Origin of the sequence: Dactylosporangium roseum, from assembly GCF_025264685.1 — a bacterium.
Classification (GTDB): Bacteria; Actinomycetota; Actinomycetes; order Mycobacteriales; family Micromonosporaceae; genus Dactylosporangium; species Dactylosporangium roseum.
Genome location: NZ_CP073721.1, coordinates 274,825 through 291,129 on the forward strand (window position 1 = coordinate 274,825; position 16,305 = coordinate 291,129).

Consider the following 16,305-nt stretch of genomic DNA (forward strand, 5'->3'; position numbering starts at 1 on the left):
TGATGTTGACTGTATGGATGACATTGCCGAGCGTGCCGCGTCGACTTGCCGGGCCGGAGCCCGGATGGGCCGAGCCGACCGACGTCGTGGTCATCGGGTCGGGCGTGGCGGGGCTGACCGCCGCGTTGCATCTGCGTGAGGCGGGCCTCCACGTCACCGTCGTCACCAAGGTCAACATCGACGACGGCTCCACCCGGTGGGCGCAGGGCGGCATCGCCGCCGTGCTCGACCCGCTCGACACCCCCGAGGCCCACGCGCAGGACACCCTGGTCGCGGGCGTCGGGCTGTGCGACCCGGCCGCCGTCGAGGTGCTGGTCCGCGAAGGACCGACACGGGTGCGGGAGCTGATGCGCTGGGGTGCGGAGTTCGACCGCAACAGTGACGGCTCGCTCATGCTGACCCGCGAGGGCGGCCACCACGCCAACCGGATCATCCACGCCGGGGGCGACGCCACCGGAGCCGAGGTGCAGCGCGCCCTGCACGCCGCCGTGCGCCGCGATCCGTGGATCCGCCTCATCGAGCACGCACTCGTGCTCGACCTGCTCACGGACAAGGACGGGCGGGCCTGCGGGGTCACCCTGCACGTCCTCGGCGAAGGCTCCGAGGACGGCGTCGGGGCGGTGCTCGCCCGGGCCGTGGTGCTCGCCACCGGCGGGATGGGCCAGATCTTCGCCGCGACCACCAACCCGATCGTCTCCACCGGTGACGGGGTCGCGCTCGCGCTGCGGGCCGGCGCGACGGTCACCGACATCGAGTTCGTCCAGTTCCACCCGACCGCGCTGGCGCTCAACAATCGCGACTCCCAGCAGCCGCTGGTCAGCGAGGCACTGCGCGGCGAGGGCGCCTACCTTCGCGACGGCGACGGCAACCGCTTCATGGTCGGCAAGCACGACCTCGCCGAGCTGGCGCCGCGGGACATCGTCGCCAAGGGCATCTACCGCGTGATGCGCGCCGAAGGCACCGACCGCGTCTGGCTCGACGCCCGCCACCTCGGCCGCGAGTTCATCGAGGGACGCTTCCCGACGATCGTGGCGTCCTGCCGGGCCGCCGGCGTCGACCCCGTCGCCGATCTGATCCCGGTCTCTCCCGCGGCCCATTACGCCTCCGGCGGTGTCCGCACCGACCTGCGCGGCCGCACCTCGATCCCGGGGCTGTACGCGTGCGGCGAGGTCGCCTGCACCGGCGTCCACGGCGCCAACCGGCTGGCGTCCAACTCGCTGCTCGAGGGTCTGGTGTTCGCCCGTCGCATCGCCGAGGACGTCGCCCATGGGCTGCCGGCGCAGGCCGACCCGGTCGCCGCCGAGGCCGCCACCTGGTCCGCGGACCCTGGCATCCGCCAGCAGCTCCAAGCCGCGATGTCGTCACACGCGTCGGTGCTGCGCAGCGGCGAGTCGCTCGACCAGGCCGCTCAGGCGCTCACCAAGCTCGCGCTCGACCGCTCGAGCGCGCACGTCGCCGCCTGGGAGGCGACGAACCTGCTGACCGTCGCCGGCGCGCTCGTCGGCGCTGCGGCGCTGCGGCAGGAGACCCGCGGCTGTCATTGGCGCGAGGACTTCCCCGACGCCAGCGACGTCTTCCGGGGTCACTTCCTCGCCGCCCTCGACGACACCGGCGCGCTGACCGAAACCTGGGAGGCGGCATGAGGCCGGAGACCGAGGCCGCGCTGCGGAAGGTCGGGCTCGACCCGGCCGCCGTGGCCGACATCGTCGAGCGCACGCTCACGGAAGACCTCGGCCCCGACCGGCTCGATGTCACCAGCGTGGCGACGATCCCCGAGGAGCAGACCGATGAGGCCGACATCGTCGCCCGCGCCGACGGGGTCGTGGCGGGGCTGGTCGTGGCCGCCGCGGTCTTCGAGGCCGCGTCCGACCACGTCGCCGTGGAGCCGCGCAAGCGCGACGGGGACGCCGTCCGGCGCGGCGACGTACTGCTGAGCGTGACGGGACCGACCCGGGCGCTGCTGACCGCCGAGCGCTCCGCGCTCAACCTGCTGTGCCGCATGTCCGGCGTCGCCACGCACACCCGCCGCTGGGCCGATGTGCTGGAAGGCGCCAAGGCACTCGTCCTCGACACCCGCAAGACCACACCGGGCCTGCGCATCCTCGAAAAGTACGCGGTGCGGGCCGGCGGCGGCACCAACAAGCGCATGGGCCTCTACGACGTCGCCATGATCAAGGACAACCACAAGCTCGCGGCCGGCGGCATCACCGCGGCGTACGAGCGGGTCCGTGCGGCGTTCCCCGACGTGCCGGTGCAGGTGGAGGTCACCACCGTCGGCGAGGCCGTCGAGGCGGTGACCGCGGGCGCCACCTTCCTGCTGCTCGACAACATGACCCCGGATCTGCTCCGCGAGGTCGTCAGCGCGGTCGGCGGCCGGGCCGAGCTGGAGGCGACCGGCAACCTGCGCCTGGAGACGGCGGCGGAATACGCGGCCACCGGCGTCGACTACCTGTCGGTCGGCGGGCTCACGCACTCGTCGCCGATCCTCGACATCGCCATGGACCTGCGCACGCACTGACCGTGGCCCGCAAGGGTCAGCGACCCGGCGGGAAGGCCGTCGCGACGATCGGGTCGATCTGGTGGAGACGCCAGTCGGCCGGCACGACGCGGCCGCAAACGTCGACGGGAGCCACGCAGATGACGGCGTCGACCGAGGACACGCTCGGCGCCGGGCGGGTCGGGACCCCGGACTCCAACGACACCAGCTCCACCTCGGTCAGCGTGATCTGGAACGGGTACTCCCAGAGGTCGCCCTCCATCACCATGCCCACCCGCCGCGCGCCGGAGGCCCGCACGTCGTCGATCGCCGTGCGGTACGAGACGGCTTGGTCGGGCATGCGCACGAACCGCTCCTGCCAGTCGTCCAGCGTGAAGACCGAGCCCTGGCCGATCAGCCGCCGCGGCTGACCGAGCAGCACGCAGGTGTAGGCGTACGCGAAGGCACCGGCCAGCACCAGCACCACCCCGGCGGCGACGACCTTGCGCCGCACGATCCGCCCGAGCCAGTAGCCGGCGAGCGGGACGCCGAGCGCGAACGTCGGCAGGATCAGCCGGTTGCCCCAGTCCTGCCACTTCACGATGGCGGCGGTGAGGACGAACGCGCCGAGCACCGCCGCCGAGTAGGGCCGGGTCGGGCGGGCGAAGAGGCTCACGGCGATCGCGACGAGGACGAGCGCGGACTGGATCGGATACGGCGAGCGGTCCTCGTCGGGCTTCCACCGCGTGCCGGGGAAGACACTGCGCCAGTGCGTGATCGCCGGGTCGTTCGGGTCCACGCCCACCTGGTGGGCCACATCGACGACGGCCTTGCCGACGGCCCCGTTGACCTGCGGTACCGGCGTCAGGAGCGTCGACGCGACGAGGCGCAGGCCGTTGACCAGTACCGCCGCCGGGTCATGCCGCTGCGTGGACAGGCTGGCGCGGTAGTCGTCCGGGCCGAGCGGCGAGCCGAAGGCCTCGTGCACACGGAACAGCGCGGGCCCGGCGAGCAGGCCGATCAGCGCCACGACGGCGAGGGTGGCGGCGGCGGTACGGCCGATCGCCCGTTGCCGTAGCTGGCAGATGCCCCAGAACAGCAGTACCGGCGCCAGGGCCATGAGTGCCGTCGACTTCGTCACAACGACCAGGCCCGCCGTGGCGCCGAGGGCGAGCACGTCGGCAAGGGCTGCCCGGCGGCGGACGCCGTCCAGGGCGATCGTCGCCGCGCAGGCCACCCAGGCGGCCACGACGAGGTCGTTCTGAGTGCTGGTGGACTCCAGGACGATCGCGGGCGTGGTGAGGAACACGGCGGCGGCCAGCCACTGGCCGAGCCGCCCCGCACCGAGCTGCGCCGCGCACCGGGCGACGGCGACCGCGCCGAGCAGGCCGGCGCCCCATTGCACCAGGTTGAACTGCCCGTCGCCGCCGGTGAGCAGGCGCAGGTGCAACAGCAGGTATTCGGCGCCGGGGACCAGGATGATCTGCTGGATCTGGACGGTGGGGTAGACGCCCAGGTCGCCGTTGGCGACCCAGTGCTCGATCTTGGCCAGGTGGTAGTGGTTGGAGTCGAAGTTGTTCGGCGACGAGGCCACCGCCAGGACGAGTTCCATGGCGACGAGCAGGCCGAGGGGGATCGCGACGCTCAGCGCGGTGCCGAGGCGCAGCGCGGGTCGCTCGAATCGAGGCAGCCGGCGCCAGGCGAGGTAGCCGGTGCCGAGCGTGGCGAGCGTCCACAGCACGATGACCGGCGCGGCGGCTATGGCGCCGAACAGTGACAACACCTCGACGCTGACGATCGCGGCGGCGCAGACGGCGGCGGTGGCCTGGATGACGGTGCGGCGGAGGTCTCGCGGATTCCGGTCTCCGGGGGTTCCCGCGGGTTCCCGCGGTGTGTCCTCCGCGCGGGGATGCAGCGCAACGGTGGTGAAGAGGAGCGTTGCGAGCGGCAGCAGCGCGAGGAGTCCGGTCATTGGGACGGCATCGTAGATGAGCCGCCGCCATGGGCGTCGACCGGATCGTGCCGGGCTGCCGATAGGCTTCCGACGTGCTGCTGTGCATCGACATCGGAAACACCAACACGGTGCTCGCCACGTTCGAGGGCGAGAAGATCGTTCATTCGTGGCGGATCAAGACCGACGCGCGTGCCACCGCTGACGAGCTGGGCCTGCTGTACCGGGGGCTGCTCGCCACCGACGCCGTGTCGCTGACCGGCGTGGCGGCGTGTTCGACCGTGCCGGCCGCCCTGCGCAACCTGCGCGCGATGCTGCAGCGGTACTACTCGGGCGTCCCCACCGTGATCGTGGAGCCTGGCGTGCGGACCGGCGTCCAGTTGGCCATCGACAACCCGAAGGAGGTCGGCACCGACCGGGTGGCCAACACGCTCGCCGCCTACAGCCTCTTCGGCGGGCCGTCGATCGTCGTCGACTTCGGCACCTCGACCAACTTCGACGTCGTGTCCGCCAAGGGTGAGTTCCTCGGCGGGGTGCTGGCGCCCGGCATCGAGATCTCCGTCGACGCGCTCGCCGACCGGGCCGCCCAGTTGCGCAAGGTCGAGCTGGTCAAGCCGCCCCGGGTGATCGGCAAGAACACCGTCGAGTGCCTACAGGCGGGCGTGGTCTACGGCTTCGCGGGGCAGGTCGACGGGGTCGTCCGCGGGGTGACGGCGGAGCTGGGCGGCTCGGTGAAGGCGGTCGTGGCGACCGGTGGCCTGGCCTCGATCGTGATCGGCGAGAGCCAGACGGTGACGCATCATGAGCCGATGCTGACGCTGATCGGGCTGCGCCTGATCTTCGACCGCAACACGTAGGGCTCGGCTAGTGCTTGGTCGCGCGGTAGACGCCGGCCGCCGGGGTGCAGCACCCGGGCGATTTCGGTGTGTAGTGGTAGGCCTGGCCGGCGGTCACGACGTCGAGGGTTGTGTCGCCGTCGAGAGCCCACCGCAGTGCGGGGCGCGGATAGCGGGGGCGGGCCCGGTCGTAGCGGGTGGCGGCCGGTCCGAAGGAGGAGGCATGCGCTGCGAAATCCACGCTCCGAAGGTACCGAAGTAGGCTCTTGAAGAATTTCCACTCTTGTCGCAGAGGATTGTTGTGCAGTGAAGGACCAGCCCGCCGTCGAACCGGACGTCGACCTCCCCGAGCAGATGAAGGTCCGCCGGGAGAAGCGGGCCCGGCTGCTGGAAGAGGGCCGGGAACCGTACCCCGTGGACTTCCCGCGCACCGCCACGATCGCCGAGATCCGGCAGCGGTACGGTGACCTGCCGACCGACACCGCCACCGGGGACAAGGCGGCGGTGGCCGGGCGGGTCATCTTCATCCGCAACACCGGCAAGCTCGCGTTCGCCACCTTGCGCGCCGGCGACGGCGCAGAGTTGCAGGCGATGCTGTCGTTGGACAAGGTCGGCGCGGAGGCGCTGGAGGAATGGAAGCGGCTGGTCGACCTCGGCGACCATGTCGGCGTCACCGGTGAGGTCATCACGAGCCGCCGTGGCGAGCTTTCCATTCTTGCCGACACGTGGCAGATCACCGCCAAGGCGCTTCGTCCGCTGCCCGTCGCGCACAAGCCGATGAGCGAGGAAAGCCGGGTGCGGCAGCGATATGTCGACCTCGTGGTGCGCCCGCAGGCCCGCGAAATGGTACGCACCCGGGCGGCGGTGGTCCGTTCGTTGCGGGCAACGTTGCACGATCTGGACTATCTCGAGGTGGAAACCCCCATGTTGCAGTTGCTCCATGGAGGTGCGGCCGCACGGCCATTCGTCACACATAGCAATGCACTCGACACGGATTTGTACCTCCGGATCGCTCCCGAGCTATTCCTGAAGCGCTGCGTGGTCGGCGGCATCGAGCGGGTCTTCGAGATCAACCGCAACTTCCGCAATGAGGGCATCGACTCCTCGCACTCTCCGGAGTTCGCGATGCTGGAGGCCTACCAGGCCTATGCGGACTACGACGTCATGGCCGACCTTACCCGGCGGCTGGTGCAGCGGGCGGCGGAAGCGCTGACCGGGTCGCACGTGGTGCGTTATGCCGACGGCGAGTACGACCTCGGTGGCCAGTGGCGCAGCGTGACGCTTTACGGCGCGCTTTCCGAAGCGGTGGGCGACGAGGTGACGGTCGAAACGCCGTACGGCCGCCTGACCGAGCTGGCCGACAAGCACGACGTCAAGGCCGACCCGAAGTGGGGCCCCGGAAAGCTCGCCGAGGAACTGTTCGAGGCGCTGGTCGTACCGGACCTGATCGAGCCGACCTTCGTGCGCGATTATCCGGAGGAGACCTCGCCGCTCACGCGGGCGCACCGCGTCACGCCGGGGCTGACCGAGAAGTGGGACCTCTACGTGCAGGGCTTCGAGCTCGCCACGGCCTACTCGGAACTGGTCGACCCGGTTGTGCAGCGTGAGCGTTTGGTCGCGCAGTCGCTCCTGGCCGCCAAGGGTGATCCGGACGCTATGCAACTGGATGAAGACTATCTGCGCGCGTTGGAGTACGGAATGCCACCGAGCGGCGGCATGGGCATGGGAATCGATCGCCTTCTCATGGCACTCACCGGGCTCGGCATTCGGGAAACGATCCTGTTTCCGCTGGTGCGGCCGGAGTAGTTTCGGCGTACCGTTGACGGGGCGGTCCCATACTGCGTTATCTTTGCATTCGCAGATACGGGGCGGCCTTCCTCGAAGGGAATACGACAGTGGCGAAGCGGACCATCCACGTGCTGGTCGACGACATCGACGGCGGGGAAGCCGACGAGACCGTGAAGTTCGCGCTCGACGGCGTTCAGTACGAGATCGATCTCTCCAAGAAGAACGCGTCGAAGCTCAGGGATGCCTTCGCCCCCTTCCTGGCCGCCGGCACCAAGGTCGGCCGGGGCGGCGTAGTTGTCGGTGGACGTGCGGCCAGTGCCCGCGGTCGGGGCGGCGCGGCCGCCGATCGCGAGCAGAACAAAGCGATTCGGGAATGGGCGCAGAGCAAGGGCATCAAGGTCTCCGACCGCGGCCGGATCAAGCAGGAAATCGTCGACCGTTATAACGCCGAAGCGGGTCGCTAGCGAGTCTTGTCCGCTTGTGGCCCGACCGCTCGGTATAGCCGCTCACGCACGTTTTGACCGTTTCGGTACTCAACGTAACGATCTGGTTACGGTGGGTACCGTGTCTCCCGCGAGGATTTCGCTCTTGGCGTACGAGGCGGGGTGCTGGAACAGGGTGCGAGGTGCGAGCGTTGGGCAAAAGCACCGGGTACACGTGGTGCCCGCAGGGTAGGCAACTACCGCGCAACGACCATGGCGCGGTCCGATCGTGGGGTGCGGCGATACCGCACACCCGCAATGTGTCGGTCCGCGGCGATAGAGTGATGGCACGGTCACGTTGGCGTCCGACAGAGCTTCGGCGTGGCGGCCCTCTCCCAGGGGTTCCGCGAGGAAGCGGCGGCGACGGACACGGCACGTGAGGAGCAGGGATGTTCGAGCGGTTCACCGACCGAGCACGACGGGTTGTCGTTCTGGCCCAAGAAGAGGCCCGGATGCTCAACCACAACTACATCGGCACCGAGCACATCCTGCTCGGCCTCATCCACGAGGGTGAGGGCGTGGCGGCCAAGGCGCTCGAGAGCCTCGGCATCTCGCTGGAGGGTGTCCGCCAGCAGGTCGAGGAGATCATCGGGCAGGGCCAGCAGGCGCCGAGCGGGCACATCCCGTTCACGCCACGCGCCAAGAAGGTGCTGGAGCTGTCGTTGCGTGAGGCGCTGCAGCTCGGGCACAACTACATCGGCACCGAGCACATCCTCCTCGGCCTGATTCGGGAGGGCGAGGGCGTCGCTGCCCAGGTGCTGGTCAAGCTGGGCGCCGACCTCAACCGGGTCCGCCAGCAGGTCATCCAGTTGCTTTCCGGCTACCAGGGCAAGGAGCCGGCCGCCGCCGGCACCGGCGCCCCGGGCGAAGCGGCCCCGTCGACGAGCCTGGTGCTCGACCAGTTCGGTCGGAACCTCACCCAGGCCGCGCGTGAGGGCAAGCTCGACCCCGTGATCGGCCGGGAGAAGGAAATCGAGCGGGTCATGCAGGTGCTGTCCCGCCGGACGAAGAACAACCCGGTCCTCATCGGCGAGCCCGGCGTGGGCAAGACCGCCGTGGTCGAGGGGCTGTCCCAGCGGATCGTCAAGGGCGAGGTGCCCGAGACGCTCAAGGACAAGCAGCTCTACACGCTCGACCTCGGTGCGTTGGTCGCCGGTTCCCGCTACCGCGGTGACTTCGAGGAGCGGCTGAAGAAGGTCCTCAAGGAGATCCGGACCCGCGGCGACATCATCCTGTTCATCGACGAGATCCACACGCTCGTCGGTGCGGGTGCCGCGGAGGGCGCGATCGACGCGGCGAGCATCCTCAAGCCGATGCTGGCCCGTGGCGAACTGCAGACCATCGGCGCGACCACCCTGGACGAATACCGCAAGCATCTTGAGAAGGACGCCGCGCTCGAGCGGCGCTTCCAGCCGATCCAGGTGGGCGAGCCGTCGCTGGCGCACACCATCGAGATCCTCAAGGGCCTGCGGGACCGCTACGAGGCGCACCACCGAGTGACGATCACCGACGCCGCCCTGGTGGCCGCCGCCACGCTCGCCGACCGCTACATCTCCGATCGCTACCTGCCGGACAAGGCGATCGACCTGATCGACGAGGCCGGTGCCCGCATGCGCATCCGCCGGATGACCGCGCCGCCGGACCTGCGTGACTTCGACGAGCGCATCGCTCAGGTGCGTCGCGACAAGGAGTCCGCGATCGACGCGCAGGACTTCGAGCGTGCCGCGCAGTTGCGTGACAAGGAAAAGCAGTTGCTCGGGCAGAAGGCGCAGCGGGAGAAGGAGTGGAAGGCCGGCGACCTGGACGTCGTGTCCGAGGTCGACGACGAGCAGATCGCCGAGGTTCTGGCGAACTGGACCGGCATCCCGGTCTACAAGCTGACCGAGGAGGAGACGGCCCGACTGCTCCGCATGGAGGACGAGCTGCACAAGCGCCTCGTCGGCCAGGACGACGCCGTCAAGGCGGTCTCCAAGGCCATCCGGCGCACCCGGGCCGGCCTGAAGGACCCGAAGCGGCCCTCCGGCTCGTTCATCTTCGCCGGCCCGTCCGGTGTCGGAAAGACGGAGCTGTCCAAGGCGCTCGCCGAGTTCCTCTTCGGCTCCGAGGACGCGCTGATCCAGCTCGACATGTCCGAGTTCCACGATCGGTATACGGTGTCCCGCCTCGTCGGTGCGCCTCCCGGCTACGTCGGTTACGACGAGGGTGGCCAACTGACCGAGAAGGTCCGCCGCCGGCCGTTCTCGGTGGTCCTCTTCGACGAGATCGAGAAGGCCCACCCCGACGTGTTCAACACCCTGCTGCAGATCCTCGAGGACGGTCGGCTCACCGACGGTCAGGGTCGCATCGTGGACTTCAAGAACACGGTGATCATCCTGACCACCAACCTGGGCACCCGTGACGTGGCCAAGGCCGTGTCCCTGGGCTTCCAGGCGTCGGAGGACACCGAGTCCAACTACGAGCGGATGAAGCAGAAGGTCAACGACGAGCTGAAGCAGCACTTCCGCCCGGAGTTCCTCAACCGCATCGATGACACGATCGTCTTCCACCAGCTCATGCAGGATCAGATCCTCGGCATCGTCGACCTGATGATCGCCCGGATCGAGACCCAGCTCCGCAACAAGGACATGGGTCTGGAGCTGACGGACAACGCCAAGAAGTTCCTGGCGAACAAGGGCTACGACCCGGTGCTGGGCGCCCGGCCGCTGCGCCGGACCATCCAGCGCGAGATCGAGGACGCCCTGTCCGAGCGCATCCTGTTCAACGAGCTGCGTCCGGGCCAGATCGTGGTCATCGACTGCGAGGGCGACCCGGCCCAGTTCGAGAAGGCCAAGCTGGTCTTCAACGGCGCTGACCGGCCGGGCGCCGTGCCCGACGCGGTTCCGGCCGAGCTGGCCGGCGGTTCGTCCGAGGAGTCGGCCGCCTGAGGCGGCGGCCTCCAGCACGTCGAGAGGCCCCCGGCTCGCGCATCGAGCCGGGGGCCTCTCGACGTGGTTGTTGATACGTGGAGTTTCTTGGCTGCCAGGGCGACCACGGGACTCCACGCCGGGTCGGGACGGGTCCGAGGAGGTCCTCCCGGGTTATGTTCCCGACGTGAGCAAGGAGCGTATCGGCATCGGCGCCGCACGGTTCGGTCGCCAGCCGGCGCCCAAGCCGATCGGGCGGCCTGCGCTGCTCGACCGACTAAGCCTGTCCCGCGAACGGCTCACCGTCGTCGTGGCGGGGGTCGGGGCGGGCAAGAGCACGCTCCTCAGCGCCTGGGTCTCCGCCTGCGGGGTGGCCCTGCTCGACCTGGGAACGGCGCCGGTCGAGACGCTCCAGGACGTGCCGCTCGTCGTCGACGGGATCGACGAGCTGCCGGCGGACAGTCCGCTCCTGCCGCGGCTCGCGAGCCTGTGCACGACCGGCACGGCACGGCTCGTCCTGGCCTCCCGCGACAGCCTGCCGTTCGACACCGGGCCCGCGCAGCGGCTCGGAGAGGCCGATCTGGCGTTCGCCGAGGACGAGACGTATCAGGTGCTCGCCGCCGCCTTCGGGGACGCCGCCGCGGCCGATGCGCTGGCGCCGGACCTGCACCTGCTCACCAACGGATGGCCGGCGCTCGTCGGGCTGGCCGCCGCCTGGCTCGCGCAGCAGCCGGCCGGTGAACGGGCCGCGCGTCTGGCGGTGCTCGCCCGGGTCAGCGGGTCGTTGCAGGACCATCTCGTGGGCGCGGTACTCGACGGGCTCAACCGCGACGACCGTGACCTGGTGCGGCGGCTCGCGCAGCTACCGGGCGTCGACGCGGCCACCGCCGACCGGCTCGGCCTCACCGAGGATCTTGCCGCCATGCCGCCGTTCGTCCAGCCGGTGGCCGGCAGGCCGGACTGGTTCGCCGTACCGCGCGGATTCCGTGACGCGGTCCGGCGGCACCTGCCCATGTCGGAGGCCGCCCGGTTGGCTCTCACCACGGCGTATCAGGGAATGTAGTCCTCCAGCAGCGCCGGGGTGAGGCCCGCGGCGCTGATGGCCTGCAACGTGGCGATGAAGTCGTCGACGAAGCGGTCGCGGAAGTGCATGAGGATGATGTCGCCCCGCTGGACCGTGTGGCCCTCCTGGAAGCGCACGGTGCCTTTGTCGACCGTCTCCTTCCAGAAGAAGCCGGCTTTGAGCCCGCAGTCGTGCGCGACCTTGAGCGTGGTGGCGTCCTTCTCGCCGAACGGCGGGCGGAACAGCGTCGGGCGCTTGCCGAACATGTTGCCGAGCTGGTCCGCGGAGCCGCAGACCTCCTTGCGCTGGAAGCTGTACGGCTTGCCCCGCAGGCTCGGGTGGCTGACCGTGTGCGCCTCGATCCTCGCGCCGGCGTCCTGGAGGCGCTTGAAGTACGCGGGATCGTCCTTGATCGCGTTGATCGTCAGGAACAGCGTCACCGGTACGCCCGCCTCGCGGAACAGCTCGAGCGCCTCCGGCCGTTTGATCCAGCCGTCGTCGATGGTGATGAAGGCGACCGGCTGGTCGGTGGGAATCCGCGCGAAGTACGCCGCGCTCGTACTCTCCGGCAGGTTGACCCGCTGCGGCTGCGGCGGCTTGGCGAACTTCGGCAGCCGGCCCTGGTAGGTGCTGCCGGGCGGCGGCTGCGAGGACGCGGCGCCGGTCGGGCTCTTGCCGGGGTTCGTGGCGGTGACCGACGGTGCCCTGGACGGGTCACCGGACGGTTCGGCCGAGGTCGTCGCCGTTACCGACGGCGACGCGGTGACGGTAGGCCCGGCACCAGCGCCGAGCGACTTCGGGTCTTCGTTCTTCGGCGAACCACAGGCGGTGAGGGCGAGCGCAGTGACAAGCGCGAACACCGCCGTGAACCGCCGCGCCCGGGTCAGGCCCCCGGCGGGCGCGGGAGGGATCAGCACGAAGGGAGATTATCGGGATTTGTGTACGCCGAACCGGTGAATATGACCACCTGATCGGATGGCAACCGGCGAAATCACATTCGACGTCACCCCGGGAGGGTAACCATGGCGCCCCTCCGGCGGACCAACCCGTCGGCGAGCAACCCGTCGAGTGCCCGCTGCCGCTGCTGCGCGTCGGGCCAGACCTCGTCCAGCCGGCCGAGCGGCACCGGCTCGTCGCTGGCGCGCAGGACGGCCATCATGAGGCCACGCACGTAGCGGTCGGTCCCGTGGTACCGCTGGGTGCGGCGGCTCGGCCCGTCAGCAGGCGGCGAACCGGCCAACCGCCAGGCGCACACCGTCGTCAGTGGACAGGCGGCGCACCGTGGCGCACGCGCGGTGCAGATCATCGCGCCGAGTTCCATGAAGGCGACCGAGGCGCGGGCCGCGGCCTCGTGGTCGTCGGGCAGCAGCACCTCGACGGCGCGCAGGTCGGCCGGGGTCGTCGCGGCGCCGCCGTCGGCCGCGCCCTCGACCACCCGCGCGACCACGCGGCGCACGTTGGTGTCGACGACGGGGTGGCGCTGGCGGAAGGCGAACGCGGCGACGGCACGGGCCGTGTACATGCCGATGCCGGGCAGGGCCAGCAGCGCGTCGACGTCGTCCGGGACCTCGCCGTCGTGGCGCTCGACGATGGCGGTGGCGCAGGCGTGCAGCCGCAGCGCGCGGCGCGGGTAGCCGAGGCGGTCCCACGCCCGGATCGCCTCGCCGGGCGGGTCGGCGGCCAGGTGCGCCGGGGTCGGCCAGCGCTCCATCCAGCGGTGCCAGGCGGGCTCGACCCGCGAGACCTGGGTCTGTTGCAGCATGACCTCGCTGACCAGCACGCTCCACGGCGACGCGTCCGGCTGGCGCCAGGGCAGGTCGCGGGCGTTCGTGTCGTACCAGTCGGTGACGGTCTGTGCGATGGCTTCGGTAGCGATACGCAAGGATAAGCCGGTGAACGAGTACGCCGTCACCGTCATCGGGCACGACCGGCCCGGCATCATCGCCGACGTGACCGAGGTCCTCGCCCGTCTCGGGCTCAATCTCACCGACTCCACGATGACCCGCCTGCGTGGGCATTTCGCGATGACCCTGGTCTGCCTCGGGCCGCCGAGCGCCGAGGAGATCGAGGGGGCGCTGGAGTCGCTCACGGCCGAGCGGACGCTGCTGGTCACCGTGCGCCGGGTGGCCGAGGAGCCGGTCCACGAGACGACCGGGACCCACCACGTGCTGACCGTGCACGGGGCGGACCGGCTGGGGATCGTGGCGACGCTGAGCCGCACGATCGCCGAGTCGGGCGGCAACATCACCGACCTCACGACGCGGCTCGCCGGCACCCTGTACGTCGTGGTGGCCGAGGTCGACCTTCCCGAGGGGGTCGACGCCGACGCGCTCGGCACGGCGCTGTCCGCGGCGGCCCAGCGGCTCGGTGTCGAGGCCACGTTCCGCCCGGCCGAAGCGGACGTGTTGTGACGTTGCCCGAGGGCACCGTGCTGCCGGTGGTGCACGCGCCGGCCGCCGTGCTCGGCACGCCGAGTGAACCCGTCGACCCGGCCGCGCCGGACATCCTGCGGCTCGCCGCGGACCTGCTGGCGACGATGCGGGTCTCGCCCGGCTGTGTCGGGCTGGCGGCGCCGCAGGTCGGCGTCGGCGCCCAGGTGTTCGCCGTGGACGTGACCGGCCACCCCAAGGCCCGCACCGTCAACGGCGCGTTCGTGCTGTGCAACGCGCGCATCGTCGAGGCGTCGCAATGGCAGAAGGGCCGGGAGGGCTGCATGTCGGTGCGGGACCTCACCGGTGACGTGAAGCGGGCCAACCGGCTCGTGGTCGCCGGGTTCGTGCCCGGCAGTACCGAGGAGATGCAGATCACGACGGATGCCTTCGAGGCGAGGGCACTCCAGCATGAGATCGACCATTGCGCTGGGTTACTGTTCCTCGATCGTGTCGCCGGGGCACATGCCGTGTACGCCCGCAAGGTCTATCTCTGAGCGGATATCACGGCGCGCCGCCCCGATCACCCCCCGTTCCCCCGATACGGTGAGTGCATCATGAAGCTGACGGTTGGCCCGCTGCCTGCTGGCGTCTACTGGCGACGCCGGGCAATCGTGGGCGGCGTGCTTCTGGTCGTCGTCCTCATGCTGTGGGCCTCATGCGGCAACGACGCGGGCGACGAGAACAAGACGCCCATGGGCGCGTCCGTGCCGCCGGCGTCCGTCGAGCCGACCACGACGCTGCTGGTGCCGACCACCGGTGATCCCGCGTCGTCCGCGCCGTCGTCGGGAGCGTCCTCGTCCTCCGCGTCGCAGCCGTCGGTCGACTCGACGGTGCCGGCGTGCGCCGACGCCGACCTGTCGCTGATCGCCTCGCCGGAGCAGCCGGTGCAGTTCCGCGGGGCGTACCTCAAGTTCACGCTCAAGATCAAGAACATCTCGGCCCGCGACTGCGCGCGGGACCTCGGCGCCGATCACCAGGAGATGTACCTCCAGGTCGGCGCGGTGAAGATGTGGTCGTCGGACGACTGCGACGCGCCGCACGGCAGCAAGATGATCACGCTGAAGCCGAACATCGAGCAGTCGTTCAGCCTCGACTGGAACGGCAAGGCCTCGAACAACGGCTGTGCCAACCGGGAGATCCCGCCGGCCGGGAAGTATCAGCTCGTCGGTCGTCTCGACACCAAGATCAGCGAGCCGGCCCAGGTCCAGTTGACGTAGGCCTCAGACGTACCGTTCGAGGATCGACGCCTCGGCCAGGCGGGACAGCCCCTCGCGGATCCCGCGGGCCCGGGCGTCGCCGACGCCGTCGACGGCCTGGAGGTCCTCGACGGTGGCACCGAGCAGCCGCTGGAGACTGCCGAAGTGCTCGACCAGCCGGTCGACGACCAGGCTCGGCAGCCGCGGCACCTTGGCCAGCAGACGGAAGCCGCGCGGCGACACGGCCGCGTCGAGGGCGTCGCTGGCGCCCGGATAGCCCAGCGACTTCGCCACCGCGACCAGGTCGATCAGCTCGGTCGCGGAGAGCGCGTCGAGCTCTTCGAGCGCGTCGTCCGACGAACGGGTGCGCCGACCGGCGGGCAGGTAGTCGCGGATCACCAGCGTGCGGTCGGCCTCCACCCCCGCCATCAGCTCCTCGAGCTGCAGGGCCAGCAACCGCCCGTCGGTGCCCAGCTCGACGACGTAGCCGGCGATCTCGTCGGCGATGCGGCGGACCATTTCCAGGCGCTGCACCACGGCCACCGCGTCGCGCACCGTGACCAGGTCCTCGATCTCGAGCGCCGACAGGGTGCCGCTGACCTCGTCGAGGCGCAGTTTGTATCGCTCGAGCGTCGCCAGCGCCTGGTTGGCCTTCGACAGGATGGCCGCGGAGTCGTCGAGGACGTGCCGCTGGCCGTTAACGTAGAGCCCGATGATGCGCATCGACTGGCTGACCGAGATGACCGGATAGCCGGTCTGCTTGGCGACCCGCTCCGCGGTGCGGTGCCGGGTGCCAGACTCCTCGGACGGGATCGTCGGATCGGGCATGAGGTGCACGGCTGCCCGGACGATCCGCGTGCCGTCACTCGACAGGACGACGGCACCGTCCATCTTGCACAGCTCGCGCAGCCGGGTGGCGGAGAACTCGACGTCGAGCGGGAAGCCGCCGGTGCAGATCTGCTCGACCACACGGTCGTGGCCGAGAACGATCAGGGCGCCGGTGCGCCCACGCAGGATGCGCTCGAGCCCGTCACGCAGCACGGTTCCCGGCGCCATCAGGGCGAGCGTCGCGCGCATGGGGTCGGCGCCGGGCAGCGCGGCGGCCCAGCCCCCGATGAGGCCGGTGTTGCCGCTCCTGCCGGGCTCGCGGTCAATCGGCACCCGCACAGTCTACGGAT

Annotated in this window: 15 protein-coding genes; 10 read left to right on the forward strand and 5 right to left on the reverse strand. The window is 70.3% G+C overall.

All coding sequences use genetic code 11. The features are described 5' to 3' along the window. Positions 1-2 precede the first annotated feature (2 nt). Together Drose_RS01260 and nadC are read left to right on the forward strand one after the other, a co-directional pair. A complete protein-coding gene (locus Drose_RS01260; protein WP_260726335.1) occupies positions 3-1,643 on the forward strand; it encodes an L-aspartate oxidase in 1,641 nt (546 codons plus the stop codon). Continuing rightward, positions 1,640-2,518: a carboxylating nicotinate-nucleotide diphosphorylase gene (nadC, locus tag Drose_RS01265; RefSeq protein ID WP_260726336.1), complete on the forward strand. Its 879-nt coding sequence runs from the start codon at positions 1,640-1,642 to the stop codon at positions 2,516-2,518. The genes Drose_RS01260 and nadC overlap by 4 nt, the downstream gene beginning before the upstream one ends. Before the next feature lie 16 nt (positions 2,519-2,534). On the opposite strand, the gene Drose_RS01270 is transcribed toward nadC, so the two are convergent. Continuing rightward, entirely contained in the window at positions 2,535-4,448 is a 1,914-nt protein-coding gene (locus Drose_RS01270) for a hypothetical protein (protein ID WP_260726337.1), read from the reverse strand. A gap of 74 nt (positions 4,449-4,522) precedes the next feature. Here Drose_RS01270 and Drose_RS01275 point away from each other — a divergent pair, with 74 nt between their 5' ends. Beyond that, positions 4,523-5,284 carry a type III pantothenate kinase gene (locus Drose_RS01275; RefSeq protein ID WP_260726338.1) on the forward strand — a complete coding sequence of 254 codons (762 nt, stop codon included), beginning with the start codon at positions 4,523-4,525 and terminating at the stop codon, positions 5,282-5,284. A gap of 7 nt (positions 5,285-5,291) precedes the next feature. Here Drose_RS01275 and Drose_RS01280 read toward each other — a convergent pair whose 3' ends face one another. Continuing rightward, positions 5,292-5,504, reverse strand: a complete 213-nt coding sequence (locus Drose_RS01280) for a hypothetical protein (protein WP_260726339.1) — start codon at positions 5,502-5,504, stop codon at positions 5,292-5,294. Positions 5,505-5,617: 113 nt separating this feature from the next. On the opposite strand from Drose_RS01280, the gene lysS reads away from it, so the two are divergent. The 4 genes from lysS to Drose_RS01300 all read left to right on the forward strand — a co-directional run bounded on the left by lysS (position 5,618) and on the right by Drose_RS01300 (position 11,499). Then, the gene (gene lysS / locus Drose_RS01285; RefSeq protein WP_390891410.1) at positions 5,618-7,069 is read left to right on the forward strand and encodes a lysine--tRNA ligase; all 1,452 of its coding nucleotides are present in this window, start codon (positions 5,618-5,620) and stop codon (positions 7,067-7,069) included. 89 nt (positions 7,070-7,158) lie between these two features. Next, entirely contained in the window at positions 7,159-7,515 is a 357-nt protein-coding gene (locus tag Drose_RS01290; protein ID WP_260726341.1) for a histone-like nucleoid-structuring protein Lsr2, read from the forward strand. A gap of 407 nt (positions 7,516-7,922) precedes the next feature. Next, complete coding sequence (locus Drose_RS01295) at positions 7,923-10,457, forward strand: ATP-dependent Clp protease ATP-binding subunit (RefSeq protein ID WP_260726342.1); 2,535 nt, start codon at positions 7,923-7,925, stop codon at positions 10,455-10,457. 166 nt (positions 10,458-10,623) lie between these two features. After that, positions 10,624-11,499 carry a hypothetical protein gene (locus tag Drose_RS01300; RefSeq protein WP_260726343.1) on the forward strand — a complete coding sequence of 292 codons (876 nt, stop codon included), beginning with the start codon at positions 10,624-10,626 and terminating at the stop codon, positions 11,497-11,499. On the opposite strand, the gene Drose_RS01305 is transcribed toward Drose_RS01300, so the two are convergent. Both Drose_RS01305 and Drose_RS01310 read right to left on the reverse strand, forming a co-directional pair. Continuing rightward, positions 11,487-12,416 (reverse strand): polysaccharide deacetylase family protein, encoded by a 930-nt coding sequence (locus Drose_RS01305; RefSeq protein ID WP_260726344.1) that lies wholly within the window; start codon positions 12,414-12,416, stop codon positions 11,487-11,489. The two genes, Drose_RS01300 and Drose_RS01305, sit on opposite strands and share 13 nt — an antisense overlap. 86 nt (positions 12,417-12,502) lie before the next feature. Then, positions 12,503-13,381: an HhH-GPD family protein gene (locus Drose_RS01310; RefSeq protein WP_260726345.1), complete on the reverse strand. Its 879-nt coding sequence runs from the start codon at positions 13,379-13,381 to the stop codon at positions 12,503-12,505. Between the two features lie 10 nt (positions 13,382-13,391). Here Drose_RS01310 and Drose_RS01315 point away from each other — a divergent pair, with 10 nt between their 5' ends. From Drose_RS01315 to Drose_RS01325, 3 genes are read left to right on the forward strand one after another with little or no spacing between them, the layout of a single operon-like run. Then, a complete protein-coding gene (locus tag Drose_RS01315; RefSeq protein ID WP_260726346.1) occupies positions 13,392-13,910 on the forward strand; it encodes a glycine cleavage system protein R in 519 nt (172 codons plus the stop codon). After that, positions 13,907-14,425 carry a peptide deformylase gene (locus tag Drose_RS01320; RefSeq protein ID WP_260726347.1) on the forward strand — a complete coding sequence of 173 codons (519 nt, stop codon included), beginning with the start codon at positions 13,907-13,909 and terminating at the stop codon, positions 14,423-14,425. The genes Drose_RS01315 and Drose_RS01320 overlap by 4 nt, the downstream gene beginning before the upstream one ends. Positions 14,426-14,485: 60 nt before the next feature. Next, a complete protein-coding gene (locus Drose_RS01325; RefSeq protein WP_260726348.1) occupies positions 14,486-15,148 on the forward strand; it encodes a hypothetical protein in 663 nt (220 codons plus the stop codon). A 3-nt stretch (positions 15,149-15,151) separates the two neighbouring features. Here the strand turns inward: Drose_RS01325 and disA are convergent, their stop codons facing one another. Then, on the reverse strand, positions 15,152-16,204 hold the full coding sequence (disA, locus tag Drose_RS01330; RefSeq protein WP_260729566.1) for a DNA integrity scanning diadenylate cyclase DisA: 1,053 nt from the start codon (positions 16,202-16,204) through the stop codon (positions 15,152-15,154). Positions 16,205-16,305 lie beyond the last annotated feature (101 nt).